Origin of the sequence: Streptomyces sp. PCS3-D2 (genome assembly GCF_000612545.2) — a bacterium.
Lineage (GTDB): Bacteria > Actinomycetota > Actinomycetes > Streptomycetales > Streptomycetaceae > Streptomyces.
The window spans coordinates 3,851,687-3,873,187 of the sequence record NZ_CP097800.1; the positions used below are offsets into that span (position 1 = coordinate 3,851,687).

19 protein-coding genes are annotated in these 21,501 nt (G+C 68.9%); 9 read left to right on the forward strand and 10 right to left on the reverse strand.

Translation table 11 applies throughout. From position 1 onward, the window contains the following. Positions 1-68: 68 nt before the first annotated feature. From gnd to dnaA, 3 genes are all read right to left on the reverse strand, one after another. Positions 69-944 (reverse strand): phosphogluconate dehydrogenase (NAD(+)-dependent, decarboxylating), encoded by an 876-nt coding sequence (gene gnd / locus AW27_RS16835; protein ID WP_037920403.1) that lies wholly within the window; start codon positions 942-944, stop codon positions 69-71. Positions 945-1,200: 256 nt separating this feature from the next. Then, positions 1,201-2,331: a DNA polymerase III subunit beta gene (dnaN, locus tag AW27_RS16840; protein ID WP_037920399.1), complete on the reverse strand. Its 1,131-nt coding sequence runs from the start codon at positions 2,329-2,331 to the stop codon at positions 1,201-1,203. An 876-nt stretch (positions 2,332-3,207) separates the two neighbouring features. Further along, on the reverse strand, positions 3,208-5,142 hold the full coding sequence (gene dnaA / locus AW27_RS16845) for a chromosomal replication initiator protein DnaA (protein WP_370466496.1): 1,935 nt from the start codon (positions 5,140-5,142) through the stop codon (positions 3,208-3,210). Positions 5,143-5,377: 235 nt separating this feature from the next. Here dnaA and rpmH point away from each other — a divergent pair, with 235 nt between their 5' ends. The 9 genes from rpmH (at position 5,378) to AW27_RS16890 (ending at position 11,835) form a co-directional block, all read left to right on the forward strand. Continuing rightward, the gene (rpmH, locus tag AW27_RS16850) at positions 5,378-5,515 is read left to right on the forward strand and encodes a 50S ribosomal protein L34 (protein ID WP_018547628.1); all 138 of its coding nucleotides are present in this window, start codon (positions 5,378-5,380) and stop codon (positions 5,513-5,515) included. Positions 5,516-5,536: 21 nt separating this feature from the next. Next, positions 5,537-5,911 carry a ribonuclease P protein component gene (gene rnpA / locus AW27_RS16855; protein WP_078556268.1) on the forward strand — a complete coding sequence of 125 codons (375 nt, stop codon included), beginning with the start codon at positions 5,537-5,539 and terminating at the stop codon, positions 5,909-5,911. Continuing rightward, entirely contained in the window at positions 5,908-6,189 is a 282-nt protein-coding gene (gene yidD / locus AW27_RS16860) for a membrane protein insertion efficiency factor YidD (RefSeq protein ID WP_076043740.1), read from the forward strand. Before rnpA ends, yidD begins: the two co-directional genes overlap by 4 nt. 3 nt (positions 6,190-6,192) lie before the next feature. Next, a complete protein-coding gene (gene yidC / locus AW27_RS16865) occupies positions 6,193-7,296 on the forward strand; it encodes a membrane protein insertase YidC (protein WP_037920393.1) in 1,104 nt (367 codons plus the stop codon). 15 nt (positions 7,297-7,311) lie between these two features. After that, complete coding sequence (locus AW27_RS16870; protein WP_030025736.1) at positions 7,312-7,824, forward strand: Jag family protein; 513 nt, start codon at positions 7,312-7,314, stop codon at positions 7,822-7,824. A gap of 128 nt (positions 7,825-7,952) precedes the next feature. Next, positions 7,953-8,669, forward strand: a complete 717-nt coding sequence (gene rsmG / locus AW27_RS16875) for a 16S rRNA (guanine(527)-N(7))-methyltransferase RsmG (protein ID WP_037920391.1) — start codon at positions 7,953-7,955, stop codon at positions 8,667-8,669. 265 nt (positions 8,670-8,934) lie between these two features. Further along, positions 8,935-10,023 (forward strand): ParA family protein, encoded by a 1,089-nt coding sequence (locus AW27_RS16880; protein WP_078556266.1) that lies wholly within the window; start codon positions 8,935-8,937, stop codon positions 10,021-10,023. Further along, positions 10,020-11,114 carry a ParB/RepB/Spo0J family partition protein gene (locus AW27_RS16885; protein ID WP_078556264.1) on the forward strand — a complete coding sequence of 365 codons (1,095 nt, stop codon included), beginning with the start codon at positions 10,020-10,022 and terminating at the stop codon, positions 11,112-11,114. Before AW27_RS16880 ends, AW27_RS16885 begins: the two co-directional genes overlap by 4 nt. 103 nt (positions 11,115-11,217) lie before the next feature. After that, positions 11,218-11,835, forward strand: a complete 618-nt coding sequence (locus AW27_RS16890; RefSeq protein WP_037920386.1) for a GNAT family N-acetyltransferase — start codon at positions 11,218-11,220, stop codon at positions 11,833-11,835. A 71-nt stretch (positions 11,836-11,906) separates the two neighbouring features. Here the strand turns inward: AW27_RS16890 and trxA are convergent, their stop codons facing one another. From trxA to AW27_RS16925, 7 genes are all read right to left on the reverse strand, one after another. Beyond that, the gene (trxA, locus tag AW27_RS16895; RefSeq protein WP_037920382.1) at positions 11,907-12,248 is read right to left on the reverse strand and encodes a thioredoxin; all 342 of its coding nucleotides are present in this window, start codon (positions 12,246-12,248) and stop codon (positions 11,907-11,909) included. A 61-nt stretch (positions 12,249-12,309) separates the two neighbouring features. After that, a complete protein-coding gene (gene trxB / locus AW27_RS16900) occupies positions 12,310-13,269 on the reverse strand; it encodes a thioredoxin-disulfide reductase (RefSeq protein WP_037920381.1) in 960 nt (319 codons plus the stop codon). A gap of 124 nt (positions 13,270-13,393) precedes the next feature. After that, positions 13,394-14,317 carry a hypothetical protein gene (locus AW27_RS16905; RefSeq protein ID WP_052030349.1) on the reverse strand — a complete coding sequence of 308 codons (924 nt, stop codon included), beginning with the start codon at positions 14,315-14,317 and terminating at the stop codon, positions 13,394-13,396. Beyond that, complete coding sequence (gene sigM / locus AW27_RS16910; protein WP_037920380.1) at positions 14,314-15,012, reverse strand: RNA polymerase sigma factor SigM; 699 nt, start codon at positions 15,010-15,012, stop codon at positions 14,314-14,316. The genes AW27_RS16905 and sigM overlap by 4 nt, the downstream gene beginning before the upstream one ends. 25 nt (positions 15,013-15,037) lie before the next feature. Beyond that, positions 15,038-16,762 carry a protein kinase family protein gene (locus tag AW27_RS16915; RefSeq protein ID WP_037920378.1) on the reverse strand — a complete coding sequence of 575 codons (1,725 nt, stop codon included), beginning with the start codon at positions 16,760-16,762 and terminating at the stop codon, positions 15,038-15,040. Between the two features lie 117 nt (positions 16,763-16,879). Beyond that, positions 16,880-19,054: a murein biosynthesis integral membrane protein MurJ gene (gene murJ, locus AW27_RS16920; RefSeq protein ID WP_037920377.1), complete on the reverse strand. Its 2,175-nt coding sequence runs from the start codon at positions 19,052-19,054 to the stop codon at positions 16,880-16,882. 46 nt (positions 19,055-19,100) lie between these two features. After that, a complete protein-coding gene (locus tag AW27_RS16925; protein WP_037920376.1) occupies positions 19,101-21,365 on the reverse strand; it encodes a DUF6049 family protein in 2,265 nt (754 codons plus the stop codon). Positions 21,366-21,501 lie beyond the last annotated feature (136 nt).

Below are 21,501 nucleotides of genomic sequence, written 5' to 3' on the forward strand. Positions count from 1 at the left end.
CGGCGCCGACCTCCCCCGGCTTCCCTACTGCTCTTCGTGGTGCTGTGCTGCTGCCCGGCCGCGGGCGGCTAGGCCTTCTCGACCGCGTGCCCGCCGAACTGGTTGCGCAGGGCGGCGATCATCTTCATCTGCGGGGAGTCCTCCTGGCGCGAGGCGAACCGGGCGAACAGCGACGCGGTGATCGCGGGCAGCGGCACGGCGTTGTCGATCGCCGCCTCCACCGTCCAGCGTCCCTCACCGGAGTCCTGCGCGAAGCCCTTCAGCCGCTCCAGGTGCTCGTCCTCGTCGAGGGCGTTCACGGCCAGGTCCAGCAGCCAGGAACGGATGACCGTGCCCTCCTGCCAGGAGCGGAAGACCTCGCGGACGTCGGTGACCGAGTCCACCTTCTCCAGGAGCTCCCAGCCCTCGGCGTAGGCCTGCATCATGGCGTACTCGATGCCGTTGTGGACCATCTTCGCGAAGTGGCCCGCACCGACCTTGCCGGCGTGCACCGCGCCGAAGTCGCCCTCGGGCTTGAGGGCGTCGAAGACCGGCTGGACGCGTGCGACGTGGTCCTTGGCGCCGCCGTACATCAGCGCGTAGCCGTTCTCCAGGCCCCACACGCCGCCGGAGACACCGCAGTCGACGAAGCCGATGCCCTTGGCCGCCAGCTCCTCGGCGTGCTTCTCGTCGTCCGTCCAGCGGGAGTTGCCGCCGTCGACGACGACGTCGCCGATCGAGAGCAGCTCGCCCAGCTCGTCGATGGTGGACTGCGTCGCCGCGCCGGCGGGGACCATGACCCACACGACGCGGGGGGCCTGCAGGCTGTCCACGAGTTCCCGGAGGCTGTGGACATCCGCGAGGTCCGGGTTGCGGTCGTATCCGATGACGGTGTGGCCTGCGCGGCGGATGCGCTCGCGCATGTTGCCGCCCATCTTGCCGAGACCGACGAGACCAAGCTCCATCAGGTGGTTCCTTAAGCGTTGTGGCCGTCTTTGCCGGGGCTGCCCCGGCAAAGTCCTCGCAGGACGCGCAGGGGTCGCCCACCGGATCCGAGCCTACGCCGGGCCGCGTCGGCCGGCCCCGCGGGCGCTCCATGGCGACCGGTCCGGCTTTCCGGGTTTCCTGGTTTCCCACGGTGCCCTCACCGGCCCGTGGACGGCGCCGGGCCCGGACCGCAGCAGCGTGCGGGACCCGGGCCCGGCGTCGAAGGGTGGTGCGTCAGCCGGACAGCCGCACCGGCATGATCAGGTACTTGTAGGCCTCGTCCGCCTCGGCGTCGACCGCGGGGCGGCCGCTGAGCAGTGCCGGCTTGGTCGACGTGGTGAAGCTGAGCTGGGCCACCGGCGAGGCGATCGCGCTGAGGCCGTCCAGCAGGAAGGTCGGGTTGAAGGCGATCGAGATGTTGTCGCCGTCCAGCTGGGCGTCGACCCTTTCCACAGCCTGTGCGTCGTCGGAGGAGCCGGCCTCCAGGATCAGGACGCCCTGCTCGAAGCTCAGGCGGACCGGGGTGTTGCGCTCGGCCACCAGGGCCACACGCTTGACGGCCTCGACGAAGGGGGCGGTCTCGATCACGGCGACGGAGTTGAACTCGGTCGGGAAGAGCGTCCGGTACTTGGGCAGGTCGCCCTCGAGCAGCCGGGTGGTGGTACGGCGGCCGGCGCCCTCGAAACCGATCAGGCCCTCGCCCGCACCGGAGCCGGAAAGGGCCAGGGTCACGGTGTCACCGCTGGTCAGCGAGTTGGCGATCTCTTGGAGCGTCTTGGCGGGCACCAGGGCCACCGCCGACGCCTCCGGGTTCTCCGGCTTCCACAGGAACTCGCGGACCGCGAAGCGGTAGCGGTCGGTGGAGGCCAGGGTGACGCGGTCGCCCTCGATCTCGATGCGCACACCGGTCAGCACGGGCAGCGTGTCGTCGCGGCCCGCGGCGGTGGCCACCTGCTTGGCAGCGGCGGCGAAGACCTCGCCGGACACGGTGCCGGTCGCGGTCGGCATCTGCGGCAGCGCCGGGTACTCCTCCACAGGAAGGGTGTGGAGTGTGAATCGAGAGGAGCCGCAGACCACGGTCGCCCGCACACCGTCTGTGGAAATCTCCACCGGCCGGTTGGGGAGGGCGCGGCAGATGTCGGCGAGCAGCCGGCCGGACACCAGGACGGTGCCGTCCTCCTCGACGTCCGCCTCGACCGAGACCCGGGCCGAGACCTCGTAGTCGAAGCCGGAGAGGCTCAGGGTGCCGTCCTCGGCCTTGAGCAGCAGGCCCGCGAGGACGGGCACCGGCGGCCGGGCCGGGAGGCTGCGGGCCGCCCAGGCCACCGCCTCCGCGAGTACGTCGCGCTCCACCCGGATCTTCACCGGAACCGCCTCCTGCTGTTGCTCGCTCGTCTGCCGGCCTTCGTCGTCGGCTCGTCGATGCCTCGACCGACGCCGGGGACCAGTCTGACGTACGGCGCCGACACTCGCTGCGGCCGGAGGTCAAGTCGGGAGCGAGGTGCCGGGACGGACGACCGGCGAGTTGTGCACAGGTCCTGCTTGAAAACCGAAACCGGCCTCACTCTCCATGGGGGTAGTAGTAGGGCCTGTGGAAACGGTGGATAACCCTGTCGTTGCAGGTCAGAGTGCCTTTTTTATCCACCGGCCCTGTGGGTGGCACCGGTGGACAACACGGTGTCCCTGTGGAGAACGAAAAGTTCTGCACAGGCTGTCCCCAGGTGGCCCCGACTACTCCACAGGTGTGTCCCCAGCTTTCCCCCGTTACTCCACAGCCCAAACGTCTACATCCGTGTGACGGCTTTCACTCCGGGCGGTGAGAGGGGGTGGCGGGTTGCCGAACAGTGGACAAGGGTGTGGAGAAGTCCGGGAAACCTGTGCACAGCATGAGGGAACCTGTGGGGTGGCGGTGGACAACGGCGGGGGCGGGGGTGTGGACGAGATGGTTGTCCACAGGGTGTGGATGGCGGTTGCGCACAAATCCACAGGGTCCTGACCTGGTCTGATGGATCCTCACCCGGCACCCCTGTGGACAGATTGTGGGTGACGCGGACAGTCCCCAGGGTGTGGACGGAAGAAAGTCGCCGAATCTGTGGATGAGTTGCTCCCCAGGGGGCGTATTCGAACAGGTCAGGGGCGCACGCACGAAGAAGGGCGCCCCCGTTGTGGACCGGGAGCGCCCTCTGAATGTGTTTGAAGGAGGGTTGAGGCGGGACCGGTCCAGCCGACCAGGGCCCGCGCTCAGCCGTTCTTGATGCGGTTGGTGAGCTCCGTGACCTGGTTGTAAATGGAGCGCCGCTCGGCCATCAGAGCGCGGATCTTGCGGTCCGCGTGCATGACCGTGGTGTGGTCGCGGCCGCCGAACTGCGCCCCGATCTTGGGCAGCGACAGGTCGGTGAGCTCACGGCACAGGTACATGGCGATCTGCCGCGCGGTGACCAGCACCCGGCTGCGCGAGGAGCCGCACAGGTCGTCCACGGTCAGGCCGAAGTAGTCCGCGGTGGCCGCCATGATGTCGCTGGCGGTGATCTCCGGTGCGCTGTCCTCGCCGCCGGGGATCAGGTTCTTCAGAACGTCCTCGGTGAGGCCCAGGTCGACCGGCTGCCGGTTGAGGCTCGCGAAGGCCGTGACCCGGATCAGCGCTCCCTCCAGCTCCCGGATGTTGCGCGAGATCCGGGAGGCGATGAACTCCAGCACCTCCGGAGGGGCGTTGAGCTGTTCCTGGACCGCCTTCTTGCGCAGGATCGCGATGCGGGTCTCCAGCTCGGGGGGCTGGACATCTGTGATCAGGCCCCACTCGAAGCGGTTGCGCAGCCGGTCCTCCAGGGTGACGAGCTGCTTGGGCGGCCGGTCGGAGGAGAGGACGATCTGCTTGTTCGCGTTGTGGAGCGTGTTGAAGGTGTGGAAGAACTCCTCCTGCGTCGACTCCTTGCTCGCGAGGAACTGGATGTCGTCGACGAGCAGGATGTCCATCTCGCGGTAGCGCTTGCGGAACGCGTCGCCCTTGCCGTCGCGGATCGAGTTGATGAACTCGTTGGTGAACTCCTCGGAGCTCACGTACCGCACGCGGGTGCCCGGGTAGAGGCTCCTGGCGTAGTGCCCGATGGCGTGCAGCAGGTGCGTCTTGCCGAGGCCCGACTCCCCGTAGACGAAGAGCGGGTTGTACGCCTTCGCCGGCGCCTCGGCGACCGCCACCGCGGCGGCGTGCGCGAAGCGGTTGGACGCACCGATGACGAACGTGTCGAAGAGGTACTTGGGGTTCAGTCGGGCGGTCGGCTCCAGCGGGCCCGACGTGGAGCCGCCGGACGGGACCGGGGGCGGTGCGGGCCGGCCGGGGGCCGGGCGCGGTGCGGGCTGCTCGTACGACTGCTGCTCGTATTGATGGGATTGATGGGATTGATGGGGCTGGTGCGACTGCTGCTCGTACGGCGACTGCTCGTACTGCTGCTGTTCGTAGGAGCCCTTGTCATAGGAGGGCGGGTCGTACTTCTGCTGGTCGTAGCCCGAGGACTCGGCCTGCTGGAGGTAGCCCGGCTGCGGGGAAGCGTAGGGGTCGCGTTCGGGGAAGCCGCCCAGCCGCGGCTGCTGCCAGCCGTAGTCGTCCTGCTGCCCGCCGCGGGGCCACGCGCCGGGCTCGGGGCGTGGCTGCTGGTAGTCCGGATAGGCCGGGCGGGCCGCGGGGAGCTGGTCGTCCGGGGGACCGCCGCCGCCCGGACGCTGGCCGCCGTACGGTTCGTAGCCGCCGGGCTGCTGGGCGGGAGGAGCGGCGGGGGCGGGCTCGCCGGCGGAGTCGTCCACGGTGATGGCGATCCGGATGGGGCGGCCGCACTCCCGGCTGAGCGCATCGCTGATCAGCGGGGCGAGGCGGCCTTCGAGGACGCGCTTGCCCCATTCGTTGGGGACGGCGAGCAGGGCGGTGTCGGCGACGAGTGCCAGGGGCTGACACCGCTCGACCCACTGCTTGTCCTTGGGCTCGATGCCCGGCTGTCCCTCCCCGAGGAGCTTCTCGAGCACCCTTGGCCACACTGCGGCAAGATCGGCAGGTACGTCAGCCACAGAGCACGCTCTCTCACAGGGGTCCCACGAATGTGTGGTTCTTTGGGACGGTCGGGACAAAAAATCCGGGGTCAGGCAACGGTAGTCAGGCCAGAGGCCGCGGTTCAAGTCGTTGTCCACAGCCTGTGCACAGTGGAGGGTGGGGCAGGCTCGGTTTGACCGGATGGCGTAGCCGCGCGTACCGTAACGAGGTCGAGTTGTCGATGGCTGCTGCCGCCTGCCTACCGATGGGCGAAGGTCACTGATAGTGATCAATTAGCGGTGCCACTCGGGCGAACACGCGAGTTTCCTCGTGGGCGCACGGTGACAGCCAGGCGATGTCCCGCCACAACGATTCATTCTCTGGAGCCCCCGAGTGAGCAAGCGCACCTTCCAGCCGAACAACCGCCGTCGCGCCAAGACCCACGGCTTCCGCCTGCGGATGCGTACCCGTGCCGGCCGCGCGATCCTGGCGAACCGCCGTTCCAAGGGCCGCGCCGCCCTGTCCGCGTAACAACGCTCAGGTCGTGACGTCGTGCTGTCTCCCGAGAATCGGCTGAGGCGGCGCGAGGAATTCGCGAGCGCGGTACGCCGAGGACGTCGGGCCGGTCGCCCACTCCTCGTCGTCCACCTACGTACAAGCGGTGCAACGGACCCGCACGAGTCGGGGGAGATCGATCCCTCGTCGCGTGCGGGTTTCGTCGTCAGCAAGGCCGTCGGCAATGCCGTCACGCGGAACCGGGTGAAGCGCCGCCTTCGCCATCTGGTGCGCGAGCGGCTGTCTCAGCTGCCCGCCGGTAGCCTGGTGGTGGTACGAGCCTTGCCCGGAGCGTGTGATGCCGGCCCCGACGAACTGGCCCGGGACCTGGATGCCGCTCTGGCGCGGCTCCTGGGAGGCGTGGCTCGATGAAGTACCCGCTGCTCGCTTTGATCAAGCTGTACCAGTGGACGATCAGTCCGCTGCTCGGGCCGGTGTGCCGCTACTACCCGTCGTGTTCGCACTACGGGTACACGGCCATCGACCGGCATGGTGCGGTGAAGGGGACAGCCCTGACCGCCTGGCGGATCCTGCGGTGCAATCCGTGGTCCCCGGGTGGCGTGGACCATGTCCCACCCCGTAAACGCCCGCGTTGGCACGAGCAGCTGCGCAGTGCGTTGCGTAGATCTCGCAATGCTCAAGGAGCCTGATTAGTGGACACGATCGCCGGTCTGTTCAGCTTTATCACCACACCCGTTTCCTGGATCATCGTCCAGTTCCACTCGTTGTACGGGGCGGTCTTCGGGCCGGACAGTGGATGGGCCTGGGGCCTGTCCATCGTGTCCCTGGTGGTCTTGATCCGTATCTGCCTGATCCCGCTCTTCGTGAAGCAGATCAAGGCGACGCGTGGCATGCAGGCGCTCCAGCCGAAGATGAAGGCGATCCAGGAGCGCTACAAGAACGACAAGCAGCGTCAGTCCGAAGAGATGATGAAGCTGTACAAGGAGACGGGTACCAACCCGCTCTCCTCGTGCCTTCCCATCCTGGCGCAGTCGCCGTTCTTCTTCGCGCTCTACCACGTGCTGGCGAACATCGCCGACGGCAAGACCATCGGTGTCCTCAACCAGCAGCTCGTCGACAGTGCCCGTGAGGCCAAGATCTTCGGTGCGCCGATCGCCGCCAAGTTCATGGACAGCTCCGAGAAGGTCGCCGCCCTCGGCGCCTCGCTGACGGACGTCCGGATCGTGACCGCGGTCATGATCGTCATGATGTCGCTGTCGCAGTTCTACACCCAGCGTCAGCTGATGCAGAAGAACGTCGACCTGTCGGTCAAGACGCCGTTCATGCAGCAGCAGAAGATGCTGATGTACATCTTCCCGGTGATCTTCGCGGTCATGGGTATCAACTTCCCCGTCGGTGTCCTCGTCTACTGGCTCACCACGAACGTCTGGACCATGGGTCAGCAGATGTACGTGATCAACCAGAACCCGACGCCGGGCAGCAAGGCGCAGGACCAGTACCTGACGCGGCTGCTCAAGCACGCCAGCTCGCACGGTGAGGTCAAGGGCCGGGGCAAGAAGAAGATCGTCGCCGACATCGTGGCCAAGGGCCCGGACCGCAACGACAACGAGCGGAAGTTCATCACGGCGCTGTCGAAGCAGGGCCTGGCCGCGCAGGCTGACGGCTCGGTGATCAAGAGTTCCGAGGCCACGGCCGATTCGGATGCCGCGAGCGGTGGTGCTGCGAAGAGGCAGCAGCCGAAGCGGCAGACGAAATCGCAGCGCCAGACGCCCAGCAAGCCCTCTTCCAAGAAGTAAGAAGGAGTCCCTCCCGTGACGGAAGGCACCACCACCGCCGCCGCTGAGAGTGGCGACACCCTGACCCGCCTTGAGCAGGAGGGTGAGATCGCGGCCGATTACCTTGAGGGTCTGCTGGACATCGCAGACCTGGACGGCGACATCGACATGGACGTCGAGGCGGACCGTGCTGCGGTGTCGATCGTCAGTGACTCCGCCAGCCGCGACCTGCAGAAGCTCGTGGGCCGCGACGGTGAGGTCCTGGAAGCCCTGCAGGAGCTGACCCGCCTGGCCGTCCACCGGGAGACCGGGGACCGCAGCCGGCTGATGCTCGACATCGCCGGGTTCCGCGCGAAGAAGCGTGAGGAGCTGGCGGCTCTGGGCGCGAAGGCGGCAGCTGATGTGAAGGCGTCCGGCGAGCCGCTGAAGCTGGCTCCGATGACCCCGTTCGAGCGGAAGGTCGTCCACGACGCCGTGGCGGCCGCCGGTCTGCGGAGCGAGTCCGAGGGCGAGGAGCCGCAGCGCTTCGTCGTTGTGCTCCCGGCCTGATCGCCGGCATGAATGCTCGGCCCCGTCTGTGTCGCAGGCGGGGCCGATGTTTGTCAGCCTGGCATGTGAACGACACGGCATCTTGAATACGTGGTCCTCAGAACCACGAGGTACGGAAGGACGGTCCCGTGACGGAGGCAGCTGAGCTTCCCGAGGCGCCCGAGGAGGCGCGCGCGGTGTTCGGTGAGTTTTTCCCGGAAGCTGTGCGGTATGCCGAGCTGCTCGCGGACGCGGGAGTCAAGCGCGGCCTGATCGGGCCGCGTGAGGTGCCGCGGCTGTGGGAGCGGCACCTGCTGAACTGCGCAGTGCTGTCGGAGGTGGTGCCCCAGGGCGTCACCGTGTGCGACGTGGGCTCGGGTGCGGGTCTGCCCGGTATCCCGCTCGCGCTGGTGCGACGGGATCTCAAGATCACATTGCTTGAGCCGCTGCTGCGGCGGACGACCTTCCTCCAGGAGGCCGTGGAACTGCTGGGCCTGGACCACGTCACGGTCATGCGCGGACGGGCCGAGGAGGTCCTCGGCAAGCTCCAGCCGGTGCACGTGGTGACGGCGCGTGCAGTGGCTCCGTTGGACCGGCTGGCCGGCTGGGGCGTGCCCCTGCTGCGTCCGTACGGCGAGATGCTGGCCCTCAAGGGCGACACCGCCGAGGAGGAGCTGGTGTCGGCGAAGACGGCGCTGGCCAAGCTCGGTGTGGTGAAGACCTCGGTGCTGCAGGTGGGCGAGGGCCTGGTGGATCCGCTGTCGACGGTGGTCCGGGTCGAGGTCGGAGAAAGCCCCGGTGGGGTGAGGTTCGCGGCCAAGCGGGCTAAGGCTGCCAGGGTCGGCAGGTCTCGCCGGCGTCGTTGATTCGCTGGTTGTGTGGGGCCCGCACGGCGATTTCGTCCGTGTTGGGCCCTGTAGGTATGCATTTCGGAGTGTCGTAGAGGCCTGAAGACTCCGTCCGGGCATCGTGTTTCACGTGAAACGTCGCTCTCTGCTGCACGGAATCATCAGCCGCGGTCGTGCGGCTGCGTCCCCCCTCCAGCGCAAGGAGGGAAGGGGGACGGAGTTGTCCACATCGGTGGATTCATCCACAGGAGTACGGGCCCCGCTGGTTCGCGACCCCGGTGACATGGCAGGCTCTGCTCATCGCGAGCCTGATGTCGAGGAGAGTGACACCGTGCGGTCCGACGCCAACCTCGCGGGGCCGATGGCCGACCCGGTCCCCGGTCCCCGCTCTGAACGCGTGGGTGAGGATGTTTCACGTGAAACATCACCCCCACCTCTCGTGGACAACGAGACGCCTGTCGGCCGATCCGCCCAGCTGGCGGTAGAGGCGATGGGACGTTCCGGTGCGGCCATGCCGCGCCCGGAGCAGACCCGCGTCATCGTGGTCGCCAACCAGAAGGGCGGCGTGGGCAAGACCACGACGACCGTGAACCTGGCGGCCTCGCTGGCTCTGAACGGGGCCCGGGTCCTCGTGGTCGACCTCGACCCGCAGGGGAACGCATCCACCGCTCTGGGCATCGATCACCACGCCGACGTTCCGTCCATCTACCACGTCCTCGTGGACAGCCGGCCCCTGCTGGAGGTCGTCCAACCGGTGGTCGACGTGGAGGGGCTCTTCTGCGCTCCAGCCACGATCGATCTGGCGGGTGCGGAGATTGAGCTGGTGTCGCTGGTGGCGAGGGAGAGCCGGCTCCAGCGGGCGATCCAGGCGTACGACCAGCCCCTCGACTACATCCTGATCGACTGCCCGCCCTCGCTCGGCCTGCTAACGGTGAACGCCCTGGTGGCCGGCGCTGAAGTCCTCATCCCGATCCAGTGCGAGTACTACGCGCTGGAGGGCCTGGGCCAGCTGCTGCGCAACGTCGATCTGGTGCGGGCCCACCTCAACCCGGCCCTCCATGTGTCGACGATCCTGCTGACGATGTACGACGGCAGGACCCGGCTCGCGTCGCAGGTGGCGGACGAGGTGCGCAGCCACTTCGGCAAGGAGGTGCTCCGGACGAGCATCCCCCGGTCGGTGCGCATCTCCGAGGCACCCAGCTACGGGCAGACGGTGCTCACGTATGACCCGGGTTCCAGTGGTTCCCTCTCCTACTTGGAGGCGGCGCGAGAGATCGCGTATCGGGGGGTCGGAATGCAGTACGAGTCCCAGCACGCCCATCTGGGCGCGGGTATGAACAGCACGCAGAGTATGGCGGAGGGGATCCAGTGAGTGAGCGACGTAGAGGTCTGGGACGGGGGCTCGCCGCGCTGATCCCGCAGGCTCCGCAGGAGAAGGCGCTGCCGGCGAGCGGTGCCGGCTCCGCGTCACCGACGGCGGTGCCGGAGCTGGCCTCCGAGCGCGGGATCGCGGCGGCGAAGCTTGCGGCTCTGTCGCAGGCCGATGTTTCACGTGAAACATCGCTCGCGGTTCTCCCGGTGGACGAGCCTGCTGCGGAGCCGGCGGCCGAGGCCAATGAGGTGGCGGGAGCGACGTTCGCTGAGCTTCCGATGGACACGATCACCCCGAACCCGCGGCAGCCGCGTGAGGTGTTCGACGAAGACGCGCTCGCCGAGCTGGTGACCTCCATCCAGGAGGTGGGTCTGCTTCAGCCGGTCGTGGTGCGCCAGTCTGCACCTGGCCGCTACGAGCTGATCATGGGTGAGCGGCGCTGGCGTGCCTGCCGGGAAGCCGGACTGGAGGCCATTCCGGCGATCATTCGTGCGACGGACGACGAGAAGCTGCTGCTGGACGCCCTGCTGGAGAACCTTCACCGGGCCCAGCTCAACCCGCTGGAAGAGGCCGCGGCCTACGACCAGCTGCTCCAGGACTTCAATTGCACGCACGACCAGCTGGCCGATCGGATCGGCCGTTCCCGCCCTCAGGTGTCGAACACCCTGCGACTGCTGAAGCTGTCGCCGCCGGTGCAGCGCCGGGTGGCTGCCGGTGTGCTCTCGGCGGGGCACGCGCGAGCGCTGCTCTCAGTGGAGGATTCTGCGGAGCAGGACCGGCTGGCGCACCGGATCGTGGCCGAGGGGCTGTCGGTACGTGCGGTCGAGGAGATCGTGACGCTGATGGGCTCGGAGCCTTCGAGCGCGGTGAAGCCGAAAGGCCCGCGTGCGGGAACCCGGGTGTCTCCGGCGCTCAGTGAGCTGGCGACGCGGCTGTCGGATCGCTTCGAGACGCGGGTGAAGGTGGACCTGGGCCAGAAGAAGGGCAAGATCACGGTCGAGTTCGCTTCGATGGAGGATCTGGAGCGGATTCTGGGGACCTTGGCACCGGGCGAGGGCCGGGTGCTGGACCAGGGCCTGCCTGGAGAGTGATCCCGGGGCAGGCCGAGGGGCGGATCGTGCCGGTGCGAACCGGCGTGACCCGCCCCTTCGTCTTGCTGTCGAAGAACGAGGGACCAGTGGATACGATGCCGTCATGGGTCGTCGGCTGGTACCGCTCACGCTGGACAACCTCCAAGACCTGCCGCGTCGTTGCCGGTCCTGCGTCTTCTGGGAACTGGATCCGGTCAGCGGTGAGGCCGCCGTCACGACGGGCACCGCGGCGACGGAGAAGGAGGCCTGGATCTCGGCTGTCCTGCTGGAGTGGGGATCCTGCGGCCGTGTGGTCTACGTGGACGACGTTCCGGTGGGGTTCGTGCTGTATGCACCACCGGCATACGTCCCCCGGTCCACCGCTTTCCCGACGAGTCCGGTCTCGCCGGACGCCGTCCAACTGATCACCGCGTGGATCATGCCGGGATATCAGGGACAGGGACTGGGCCGGGTCATGGTTCAGACAGTGGCCAAGGACCTGCTGCGCAGGGGGTTCCGGGCGATCGAGGCGTTCGGGGACGCGCGGTGGGAGGGCCCGGCCTGCCTGCTTCCGGCGGACCATCTCCTGGCCGTTGGCTTCAAGACCGTACGGCCCCATCCGGCTCATCCCCGGTTGCGGCTGGAATTGCGGTCTACCTTGTCCTGGAAGGAAGACGTCGAGCTGGCTCTGGACCGGTTGCTGGGCGGCGCGCGCAAGGAGCCGGCCCTACGGCCGCTCTGATGGCGAACACGGAAACGGGCCCACCCCCTCCGAGGGGGGTGGGCCCGTTTCACGTGAAACATCGGCCGTCGTCAGACGGTCTTGACCTCGACGAAGTCAGCGAGATCACGCAGGATGGCGGCCTTCGGCTTGGCGCCGACGATGGTCTTGGCGACCTCGCCGCCCTTGTAGACGTTGAGCGTCGGGATGGACATGACGCCGTACTTGGCCGCGGTGGCCGGGTTCTCGTCGATGTTGAGCTTGACGATCTCGATCTGGTCGCCGTACTCGGCGGCGATGGCCTCCAGAGACGGGGCGATCTGGCGGCACGGTCCGCACCAGGCGGCCCAGAAGTCGACCAGTACGGGCTTGTCGCTCCTGAGGACCTCGGCGTCGAAGTCGGCGTCGGTCACGTTCTTGAGGGTGCCGGCCACAGCGGCCTCCTTGTTCTTCCTGCGGGGTGGGGTGTGTGGGGCTGGTGCGGGGTGGAACCGGTCAGACCGCTGCGTGAGCCTTCTCGGCGTCCGCGAGGGCGGCGAGGAAGCGCTCGGCGTCGAGGGCGGCGGAGCAGCCGGTGCCCGCGGCGGTGATGGCCTGACGGTAGGTGTGGTCCACGACGTCGCCGGCGCCGAACACGCCGGTGACGCTGGTGCGGGTGGACGGGGCGTCGACCTTGAGGTAGCCCTCGTCGTCAAGGTCCAGCTGGTCCTTGAAGAGCTCGGTGCGCGGGTCGTGGCCGACGGCGATGAACAGGCCGGTCACGGGCAGCTCGGAGGTCTCACCGGTCTTGGTGTTGCGCAGGGTGAGGCCGGAGAGCTTCTGCTCACCGCGGATCTCGGAGACCTCGCTGTCCCAGGCGAACTTGATCTTCGGGTCGGCGAAGGCGCGGTCCTGCATGGCCTTGGAGGCGCGCAGGCTGTCGCGCCGGTGGACGATCGTGACGGACTTGGCGAACCGGGAGAGGAAGGTGGCCTCCTCGATCGCGGTGTCACCGCCGCCGACGACGGCGATGTCGTGGTCCTTGAAGAAGAACCCGTCACAGGTGGCGCACCAGGAGACGCCGCGGCCCGAGAGGGCGTCCTCGTTGGGCAGACCGAGCTTGCGGTGCTGCGAACCCGTGGTGACGATGACGGCCTTCGCACGGTGCACGGTGCCGGCCGTGTCGGTGACGGTCTTGATCTCGCCGGTGAGGTCCACGGCCACGATGTCGTCCGGAACCAACTCGGCGCCGAAGCGCTCGGCCTGGCCCCGCATGTTGTCCATCAGGTCCGGGCCCATGATGCCGTCCTGGAAACCGGGGAAGTTCTCCACCTCGGTGGTGTTCATCAGCGCGCCACCGGCGGTGACGGCGCCTTCGAAGACCAGGGGCTTGAGCGAAGCGCGTGCGGTGTACAGGGCGGCGGTGTAACCGGCCGGCCCGGAGCCGATGATGATCACGTTTCGAACGTCGCTCACGGGTTTCTTCCTCGTCTCTGCGGACTGCGTGCTGCCTACCGGGGGCCGGTGCGGACTCTCACCCCACCCAACGGATCCTACGGCGCCTGCATTCCCCACCTGTCGCAGTGCGGACCTGAACGGGTCAGCTTCGCGGATAGGTGTTCTTCAGGAGGACCTTTCCGGGAGCGGCCGAGCCCGTGCTCTCGCACGTGGTGTCGACGAGGTAGGCGTCCACGCGCGAGTCGTCGCCGGCGTGGGGCAGGACGAGCAGATGGACCGGGGCGCCCTGGTAGCTGCCGCGCTCCGCGGCGAGTGGGGCGTCCGATCGGCCCGTGGCGTCCTGAACGCAGGAGGCGACCGCGGGCGCCACCCGCTTGCCCTCGGGAGCGACTCCGGAAGCGCCGGCGGTGTCGTCCAGCCCGAAGGGGGTGTTCCGCTCGCCGGGGTCACTCTTGGCGGCCGCTCCGGGCGCGATGAGCCGCTGAACGCTGTCCTGCAGGCCCTGCGCGGTGAAGGTTCCGCCGGCGGCCTCGCCGACGGGTGGGTGGGCGGCGGAGTCCGAGGCCGCGGTGTGCGGGTGCGGGGCACCGGAGAAGTCGACGAAGAGGAAGAGGCCGAGAGCACACGCGGCGGCGCCGGCCAGGCCGCCGAGGACGGCGATCCGGCGACGGGCGCGGCGACGCCCCGGACCGGTTGGGCCGGTCGGGTGACCGGAGGGCGCTGCTGCACGGGAGACGGCGCGGTCCGCAGCGCGGGGGCGGGGGGACGGACCGGCCTGGTCCCGCGGCTGGGTCGCGTCGAGCAGGGCCTCGGCGGCGAGGGCCGCGTCGATCCGCCCGGCGATGTCCGCCGGCATGCGGGCAGGACCGGGCAGGGTGCCGAGGAGCCCGCGGATCTCCTCCAGGGAGGAGCGGACATCGGCGCACAGGGCGCAGCCTTCCAGGTGACGGCGGATTTCCCCGGTACGGGACGGGGAGAGGAGCCCTTCGGTCAGGTCGGAGATCTCCGAGACGTCCGGGTGCCGGATCGTTCCGGTCGTGCCGGGCGTGCCAGTCGCAGGGCTCACGATCGTCCACCTCCGCCCTTCACAGCGTCTGTGTCTGGTTGCCGGGGTTGTGCCGTCGCCGGTGGGACGGGCGTGCCCGGCGTCCGGTTCCTTCCCCGCTCGGCGGCGGTGTTATCCCCGGCATTCGCGCGCAGATGAGTGAGGAGCGGCAGGAGCTTTGCCCTCCCGCGTGCGCACCGGCTCTTCACCGTGCCGATGGGTACGTCGAGGACATCGGCGGCCTCGGCGACGGGGTATCCCTGCATGTCGACGAGGACCAGCACGGCCCGCTGCTCGTCCGGGAGGGTACTCAGGGCGGCCAGGAGCTGGCGGTGGAGGTCCTGGCGCTCGGCGGGTGCCTCGGCGGACTCGTGGGGCTCCAGAAGGCTCTCCAGGCGCTCCGTGTCGTTCAGCGGCGCGGTCCTGCGCGAGGCGGCCTTGCGGGCACGGTCGAGGCACGCGTTGACGGTGATCCGGTGCAGCCAGGTGGTGACGGCCGACTCCCCCCGGAAGGTGTGCGCGGACCGGTAGGCCGAGACCAGGGCGTCCTGCACGGCGTCCGCGGCCTCCTCCCGGTCCCCGAGCGTCCGCAGCGCCACGGCCCACAACCGGTCCCGGTGCCGCCGCACGAGCTCTCCGAAGGCATCGGGATCACCGCCCACGTGCAGCGCCAGAAGCTCCTGGTCGCTGCACGCGCCGGGCGTCGTGTCGTTCAACGGTGAGCCCCTCCCGGTTGTGCGGTCAGCCCGAGAACTTCACGTCCGTGATGGCCTGCTTGTAACCGGCGTCGCTGAACATGTCGGCCGGTGCCTGCGGCATGGCGGTGATCCACACAAGCACGTAGCGCGTCTTGACCGGTTTCTCGGCGGCCAGCTGGAGATTGGTGTCCGAGGTGGTAATTCCGGCGATCTTCACCATGGAGTCGACGGAGCCCTTGGGGGACTTGGAGTCGGTCGCGTACAGCGTGAGGGTGGTGTGCGAGCCGCCGTGCTTCAGCGCTATCGAGGCTGCGCTGACCTCCTGCTCGGACCCGAGATCGTAGACGATGCCGAGGCCGTCCTTGATCTTCACTTCGGGACCGTCGAAATAGCTCTTGGTGCGCCAGTAGCTGGAGGCGTCCTCGTCGTACGTCTTTGAGACGTCCTCGGGGTTCTGCGGTTTGCCGTCGGGGGCGTATTCCTGGGCACCCGTGATCGCGATCTGGGTCGGCTCCTTCTTCTCCCCGCTGTCGTCCGTGCCGGGCTTGGTGTTGTTGTTGCTCGTGCCGCTGTTGCCCTTCTGGGTGCCGCGTTCCAGGAGGGTGTCCGCCAGTTGCCAGCTGCCCAGGCCGAGGGCGGCGATGAGCAGGGCGGCGACGCCCCACTTGAGCGCGCGGCCGGTGCGGCTCTGCAACGGCGCCGGCGGGGGCACGACGGTGCGCTGGACGGTGGTCACGCCGGACGGCGTGGTGCGGCCGTAGCTGCCCTGCTGGTAGGTGGTGTGCTGGTACTCCGGCGGGGCCGTGAAGGCCGGCTCCGGCGGCCGGATACGGGGCATCGCGGCCACGGCCTTGGACAGCTCTTCCGGGGTGGTGCAGGCCGGCTCCTGGCGGGAGGCAGTGGCCCCGTCGTTGGCGAGCGCACGCATGGCGACCTCGCCCAGGCCCCGGTGGACGCCCGCGCGGACCTGGTCGGGGGCGATGAGACCGACGCCCTTGGGCAGACCGGTGAGACCGTACGCATCGCTCTCGTAGGGCCAGCGCTGGGTGAGGGCCGCGTACAACAGGGCGCCGATGGCTTCGGTGTCGGCCCGCTGCGGGGTCTCGCTGGTGATGCCGCGCAGCGCGGCGTTCACGGCCAGGCCTCGGATGCGCCATTGGCCCGTGGACGTGCGCAGTATCGCGCTCGGCGTGAGGCGAAGGTGGGCGAGGCCCTCGCGGTGCGCGGCTGCCATCGCCTGGGAGACCTGGCTGACGAGTTGGTAGGCCTCGTGCGGCTCCAGCGGGCCCACGGCGAGCAGGGCGGTGAGCTCGGTGGCGTCGGGCAGCCACTCGTGGACGACGTAGACGAGGTCGTTCTCCTCGACGGCATCGAGGACCTGGACGAAGCGCGGGTCGCCGAGGAGGGCGGACGAGCGGGCGGCGGCCAGTACGGCGCGCGCCCGTGAGTGGTCGGCCGGCATCAGATGGACGCCCACGGCCCGGCGCAGCTTCTCGTCCATCGCGCGCCAACTGCTGAATCCGTCCACACGGGTGACGCACTCTTCCAGTCGGTAGCGTCTGGCGAGCTTGTGACCGCTGTGGAGTTCGGGTGCGGCCGTGGAGGCCGTGTTCGTGCGTTCGCCGTCCTTGTCGGGCATGGGTCCGTCCGCGGCTCGTCCGTTCTGGGTGTCCACCCCGTCGGACGTGGCCTTCGCCGCCTGAGCGGCAGACGGCTCGTCGCCGTCGTTGTCGGCCACGTCGACGGCAGCCGTGCTACGTTCCGCCACCGTCGTTCCTGCCTCCCCATCCGTTGCGCGCTGTAGGCCAGTCTGCGAAGCCATGCCAATTGTGCCCACAGTCCGACGCTATGCACGACACACGAAAGGGGGCGACGGTTGTGCGCATCAGCGCCCCAAACGCCCGCGGACCATCCCGACCATCGCGTTGAGCTCTTCGATCCGCATCCGCTTGGCCGCGATGAGGAACACGGCAGCCAGGGCGATACCGCCGACGACCAGCGACGTGGCGGAACCGAACACTCCGCTGCCCAGCCACTGGGTGACCGCGTAGGCTGCCGCTCCGGCCACGGCGGCGGCCGGGACGCAGGCTCCGGTGAGTCGGGCGTAGGTGCGCATCACGTGGGCGCCGTCGAGGTCCCCGCCGAGCCTGGTGCGCAGGCGGCGCCAGGCCACGCCCACGCCCACGGCGTAGCCGAGACCGTAGGAGGCCGCCATGCCGACGACCGCCCAGCGGGCGGGGAGGACGAAGAAGGAGACCGCCGATCCGGCCGCGTTCACGGCGGCGACGATGACGGTGTTGTAGAAGGGCGTCCGAGTGTCTTCGTAGGCGTAGAACCCGCGCAGGACGACGTACTGGACGGAGTACGGGATCAGCCCGAGGCCGAAGGCCATCAGGACGTAGCCGATGTTCTGGGCACCGGATCCGGAGCCCGCGTAGAGCAGGGTCGCCATCGGGACGCCGAGCGCGAGGAACGCGAAGGCACAGGGCACGATCGCGACGGCCGAGGTGCGCAGTCCGTACGAGATGTCGTCGCGGACCGCGGCGGCGTCGCCGTCGTGGGCGGAGCGGGAAATGCGGGGCAGGACGGCCGTCATGACGGAGACGGTGATGATCGCCTGAGGCATCTGCCACAGCAGCAGCGCGTAGTTGTAGGCGGTGATACCGGTACCGGGGTGACCCTGCTTCTCGGCGACCGAACCGGCCCAGGTGGCGAGCTGGGTGACGATGACCAGGCCGACCTGGTTGGCCAGGACGAAGAAGAACGTCCACTTGGCCAGGCGGGCGGCCTTGCCGAGGCCGTGGCCCTTCCAGTCGAAGCGCAGGCGCGGTGTGAAGCCGGCGTCACGCAGGTACGGGAGCATTGCGAGGGCCTGGACGGTCAGGCCGAGCAGGGTGCCGAGCCCCAGCAGGCGGACGCCTTCCGGGGTGACGGTCGTGGCGTTGACGCCGGAGGTGGTGAAGCCGCCGAAGGCCCAGATGAAGGCGCCGAAGGTGGCGATGACCACGATGTTGTTGAGGACCGGAGTCCACATCATCGCGCCGAACCGTCCCCGGGCGTTGAGGATCTGACCGAGCACCACATGAACGCCCATGAAGAACATGGTGGGCAGGCAGTAGCGCGCGAACGCGACGGCGACGTCCATCTGCTGCGGGTCGGAGGCGATCTTCGGCGACATCATCGTGATGAACACCGGCGCCGCCAGGACGCAGATGGTGGTGATGCCGGCCAGCAACACCACGACCAGGGTCAGCAGCCGGTTGGCATAGGCCTGTCCCCCGTCGTCGTCATTCTTCATCGCGCGGACCAGCTGCGGGATGAAGACGGCGTTGAGGGCGCCGCCGCCGACGAGCACGTAGATCATCGTGGGCAGCGTGTTGGCGATCTGGTACGTGTCGTTGAAGGTGCCGACGCCGATCGCCGCGGCGATCACCAGGGTTCTCAAGAAGCCGGTGATGCGGGAGACGATCGTGCCCGCGGCCATGAGCGCGCTGGACTTGAGCAGGCTCGCGGCACGTCCGGCCGGCTTGCTCGGGGCCGGAGCGGCGACGGGGGCGTCCTCGGCGGGGATACGGGGCGCCGCCTCCTGGTCCCGGTAGAGGTGCGCGAAGGCGTCCGGCTCGGGCTGTTCCTCCGAGGCACGTGTGACGAGCGAGTCCACCCCCACGAACTCGGTGGTGGAGGCGCGATCGCCGTACGGAAGGTGCCGGGACGGGCCGTCCGGTTCCGGCGGCGGGGTCTGGGCCCAGACGCGAGGATCGGGGGAGTACATGGGCGCGCTCGGGGCCGCGTAGAGCGGACCGGGCTCCTGGAAGGTGCCGGGCGCCGGCGGCGGGTGCGCGGCACGGTCGTAGAGAACCTCGTCGACCGGGTCCTGGGCGGACAGGTCCTGGGACCGGTACGGGTCGTAGTCGTAGGCACCCTGGACATACGGGTCGCGGTCCGGCGCGGGCGCAGGCACGGGAACCTGCCCGGGCACCGGGGTGCCCGGGGCAGTGCCCTGGGAGGGCGCGGGCCCGCCAGTGCCCTGCGCGCGGTCACCGTCGTACGGCGCGTTCATCGAAACCCCACCTCATCGTCCCCAGGCCGACCGGCCACGGCATCGCTCAACGGTCCACTGTCTCACTCGTGCCGGACCCCTCGGTGCTTTGCGGTTCGGTGTCCGGGGACTCGTCACTCGGCTGCGTGCTCTCCTCCGCGGCGGCACGGGCCGCCACACGCTTGCGGCTGGCGTACATCTTGATGCCTGCCAGGACCAGCAGGAGCACGCCGCCGGCGATCACGAGCATCACGGTGGGAGTGATCTCGGTGGCCTCCACGGTGAACCGGCGTTCCTCGCCGTAGGGGATGCCGTCCTTGGTGAAGAGCTGTGCCGTGACCTCGACGGGCCCGCTCGCGGTGGCGTTGGCGGGGAACTTCACCGTCTGGGTGTGGTCGCCCTGGACGGTGACCTGCTGCTCCGCCTGGCCGCTGTCGCCGAACATCAGGCGGGACGGGTTGGCGGACTTCACCCGCAGCACCAGGTCGTGCACGTCCTGCACCAGGCTGTTCTGCACGCTGACCGGGATGGTGGCGCTGTGTCCGGACAGGGTGGCGTCGGACTTGGGGATGACCTTGACCTTCTCGGTGAGACCGATCAGGTAGTCCTGCACCTGGTCCCGGTAGAGGCGGGCTTCGTCGGGACGTCCTCGCCAGGAGGTCGACATCTCCCGGTTGATGGTGTTACCGAAGGGGATCTCCACGCGGTCGGGCGCTGCGAGGATCACTTTGAAGTGGTCGAGGGTGTTCTGCGTCGTGCGGATCTTCTCGAAGGCCGATACCGGCAGCTCCTGCTTGCGCAGGTCTTCCGGATACTGGCCGGCGCCCGGCACCTGGGTGGCGGCCCCGGGGTCGGGCTTGGCGGTAGCCGCCGCCTCGAGGTCGGCCGGCTGCGTCCAGCGGCCCCCCTGGAGGCCGCGCAGGGCGGCGGCCATCGACCGGGCCTGGCTGACGGTGGGCATCCGCTGCGGGGCCACGACGAAGCTGCGCTGCTCGTCGGTCTTCTGCAGGTTCAGGGCCAGGCTGTGGGCCAGGAACCGCTGCACGGCGAGGGTGGAGCTGCCGGCGTTCAGCATGTCGCCCTCGAAGGCGGTGGACAGCTCGGCATCCGCCACGACGGCGGTGGTACCTGCTCCGATGGGCCGGGCCGCCGACGGCGTGTAGCCGAGGGCACCGCTCTCCACCAGGCTGTCGCTGCGGGCCAGGACGTTGTGGGCGCCGGCCGATGTGGCCACGTTCACGATCGAGGGGTCGATGGCGCCGTTCACGGGCCAGGAGAAGTCGGTGGACGCCGGGACGTGCAGGACGGTCTGCACCGCGTCCTTTGCCTTGTCGGTGGCCGGGTGTAGCTGTCCCAGAGTGCCCGAGACGTCCTTGCCGCGGTGTGCGAGGGAAGCCAGGTCGGGGTCCGCGAAGGGCAGCGCGACGACCTTCTTGCCCTGCACGGCCGCTTCCAGTGAGCTCAGCCACTGCTCGGCCACGGCCTTGTTCTTGCCCTGGACGGACTTTCCGTTCGGGCCCCTGACCCGGTAGCCCTTGGTCATCGCGTCGACCGTGTAGAGCAGGTCGGGATCGATGACCCAGGTGACCGGGAGGTCCCTGCCGAGCGTGACCATCTGTTCCAGGCGGCCTCCCGGCTTGAGCTCCTCGTAGAGGGAATCGTCGAGGAAGACCGGTGTCTGGAGCTCGTCGGATCCGGTCTCGGCCGTGACACGGGTGGCGGAGATCAGGGGCCAGACGTAGGTGAGCTGTGAACGCTTGGAGGCGGCCTCGGGCTGCCAGGGCAGGAAGGTCCGCTTGATGCCCAGCACCTGCTCGGACGGCCGGCTCTCGGTCACGCCGGACAGGGACACACCGAGCTGGTAGACGCCGTCCTTGTCGAGCTCGAGCTTGTTCACCGGGACGGTGAGGGTGAAGTTCTGGGTGACTTTCGACGGCAAGGAGGCGATCTTCACTGCGTAGGCCGAGTCGATCTCGCCGGGATCCGTGCCAGCCCGGAAGCCGTTGCGGTCCGCGGTCTCGTCGATGGACGAGCGGTCCGTGAGTGCGGGGCCCACCCGCAGGCCGACATGGGCGTCCGTGATCGTTTCGGACCCGGTGTTGACCACGGTGCCCTCGATGGTGAGGGTGTCGCCCTTCACCGGGGCGCTGGGTGCCATCGAGACCAGCTGGACGTCGACGGAGGAGGCCTGCACGGCCTCCGCTTGCGGGGCGGGGGCGTAGACGAGAGCGGCCAGCACGGGGGTCCCGGCCAGCAGGACGATCGCGCGCCGCAGCCATCGGCGCCGGACAGGGGCGGGTGAGACCCCTTGGATGTCTGCCGCCTCGGCCACGCGCTAGCCCGTCCCTAGAAGTGTCAGTGGTCGTCTTTCGTGCGTCCACGAATGGTAACGAGGTGCGCTGTGTGCGAGTGCCGCCCCTTGCTCCACATGATCGGTACAGCCCGGCGGCGGCCGCATACCGGGGTCG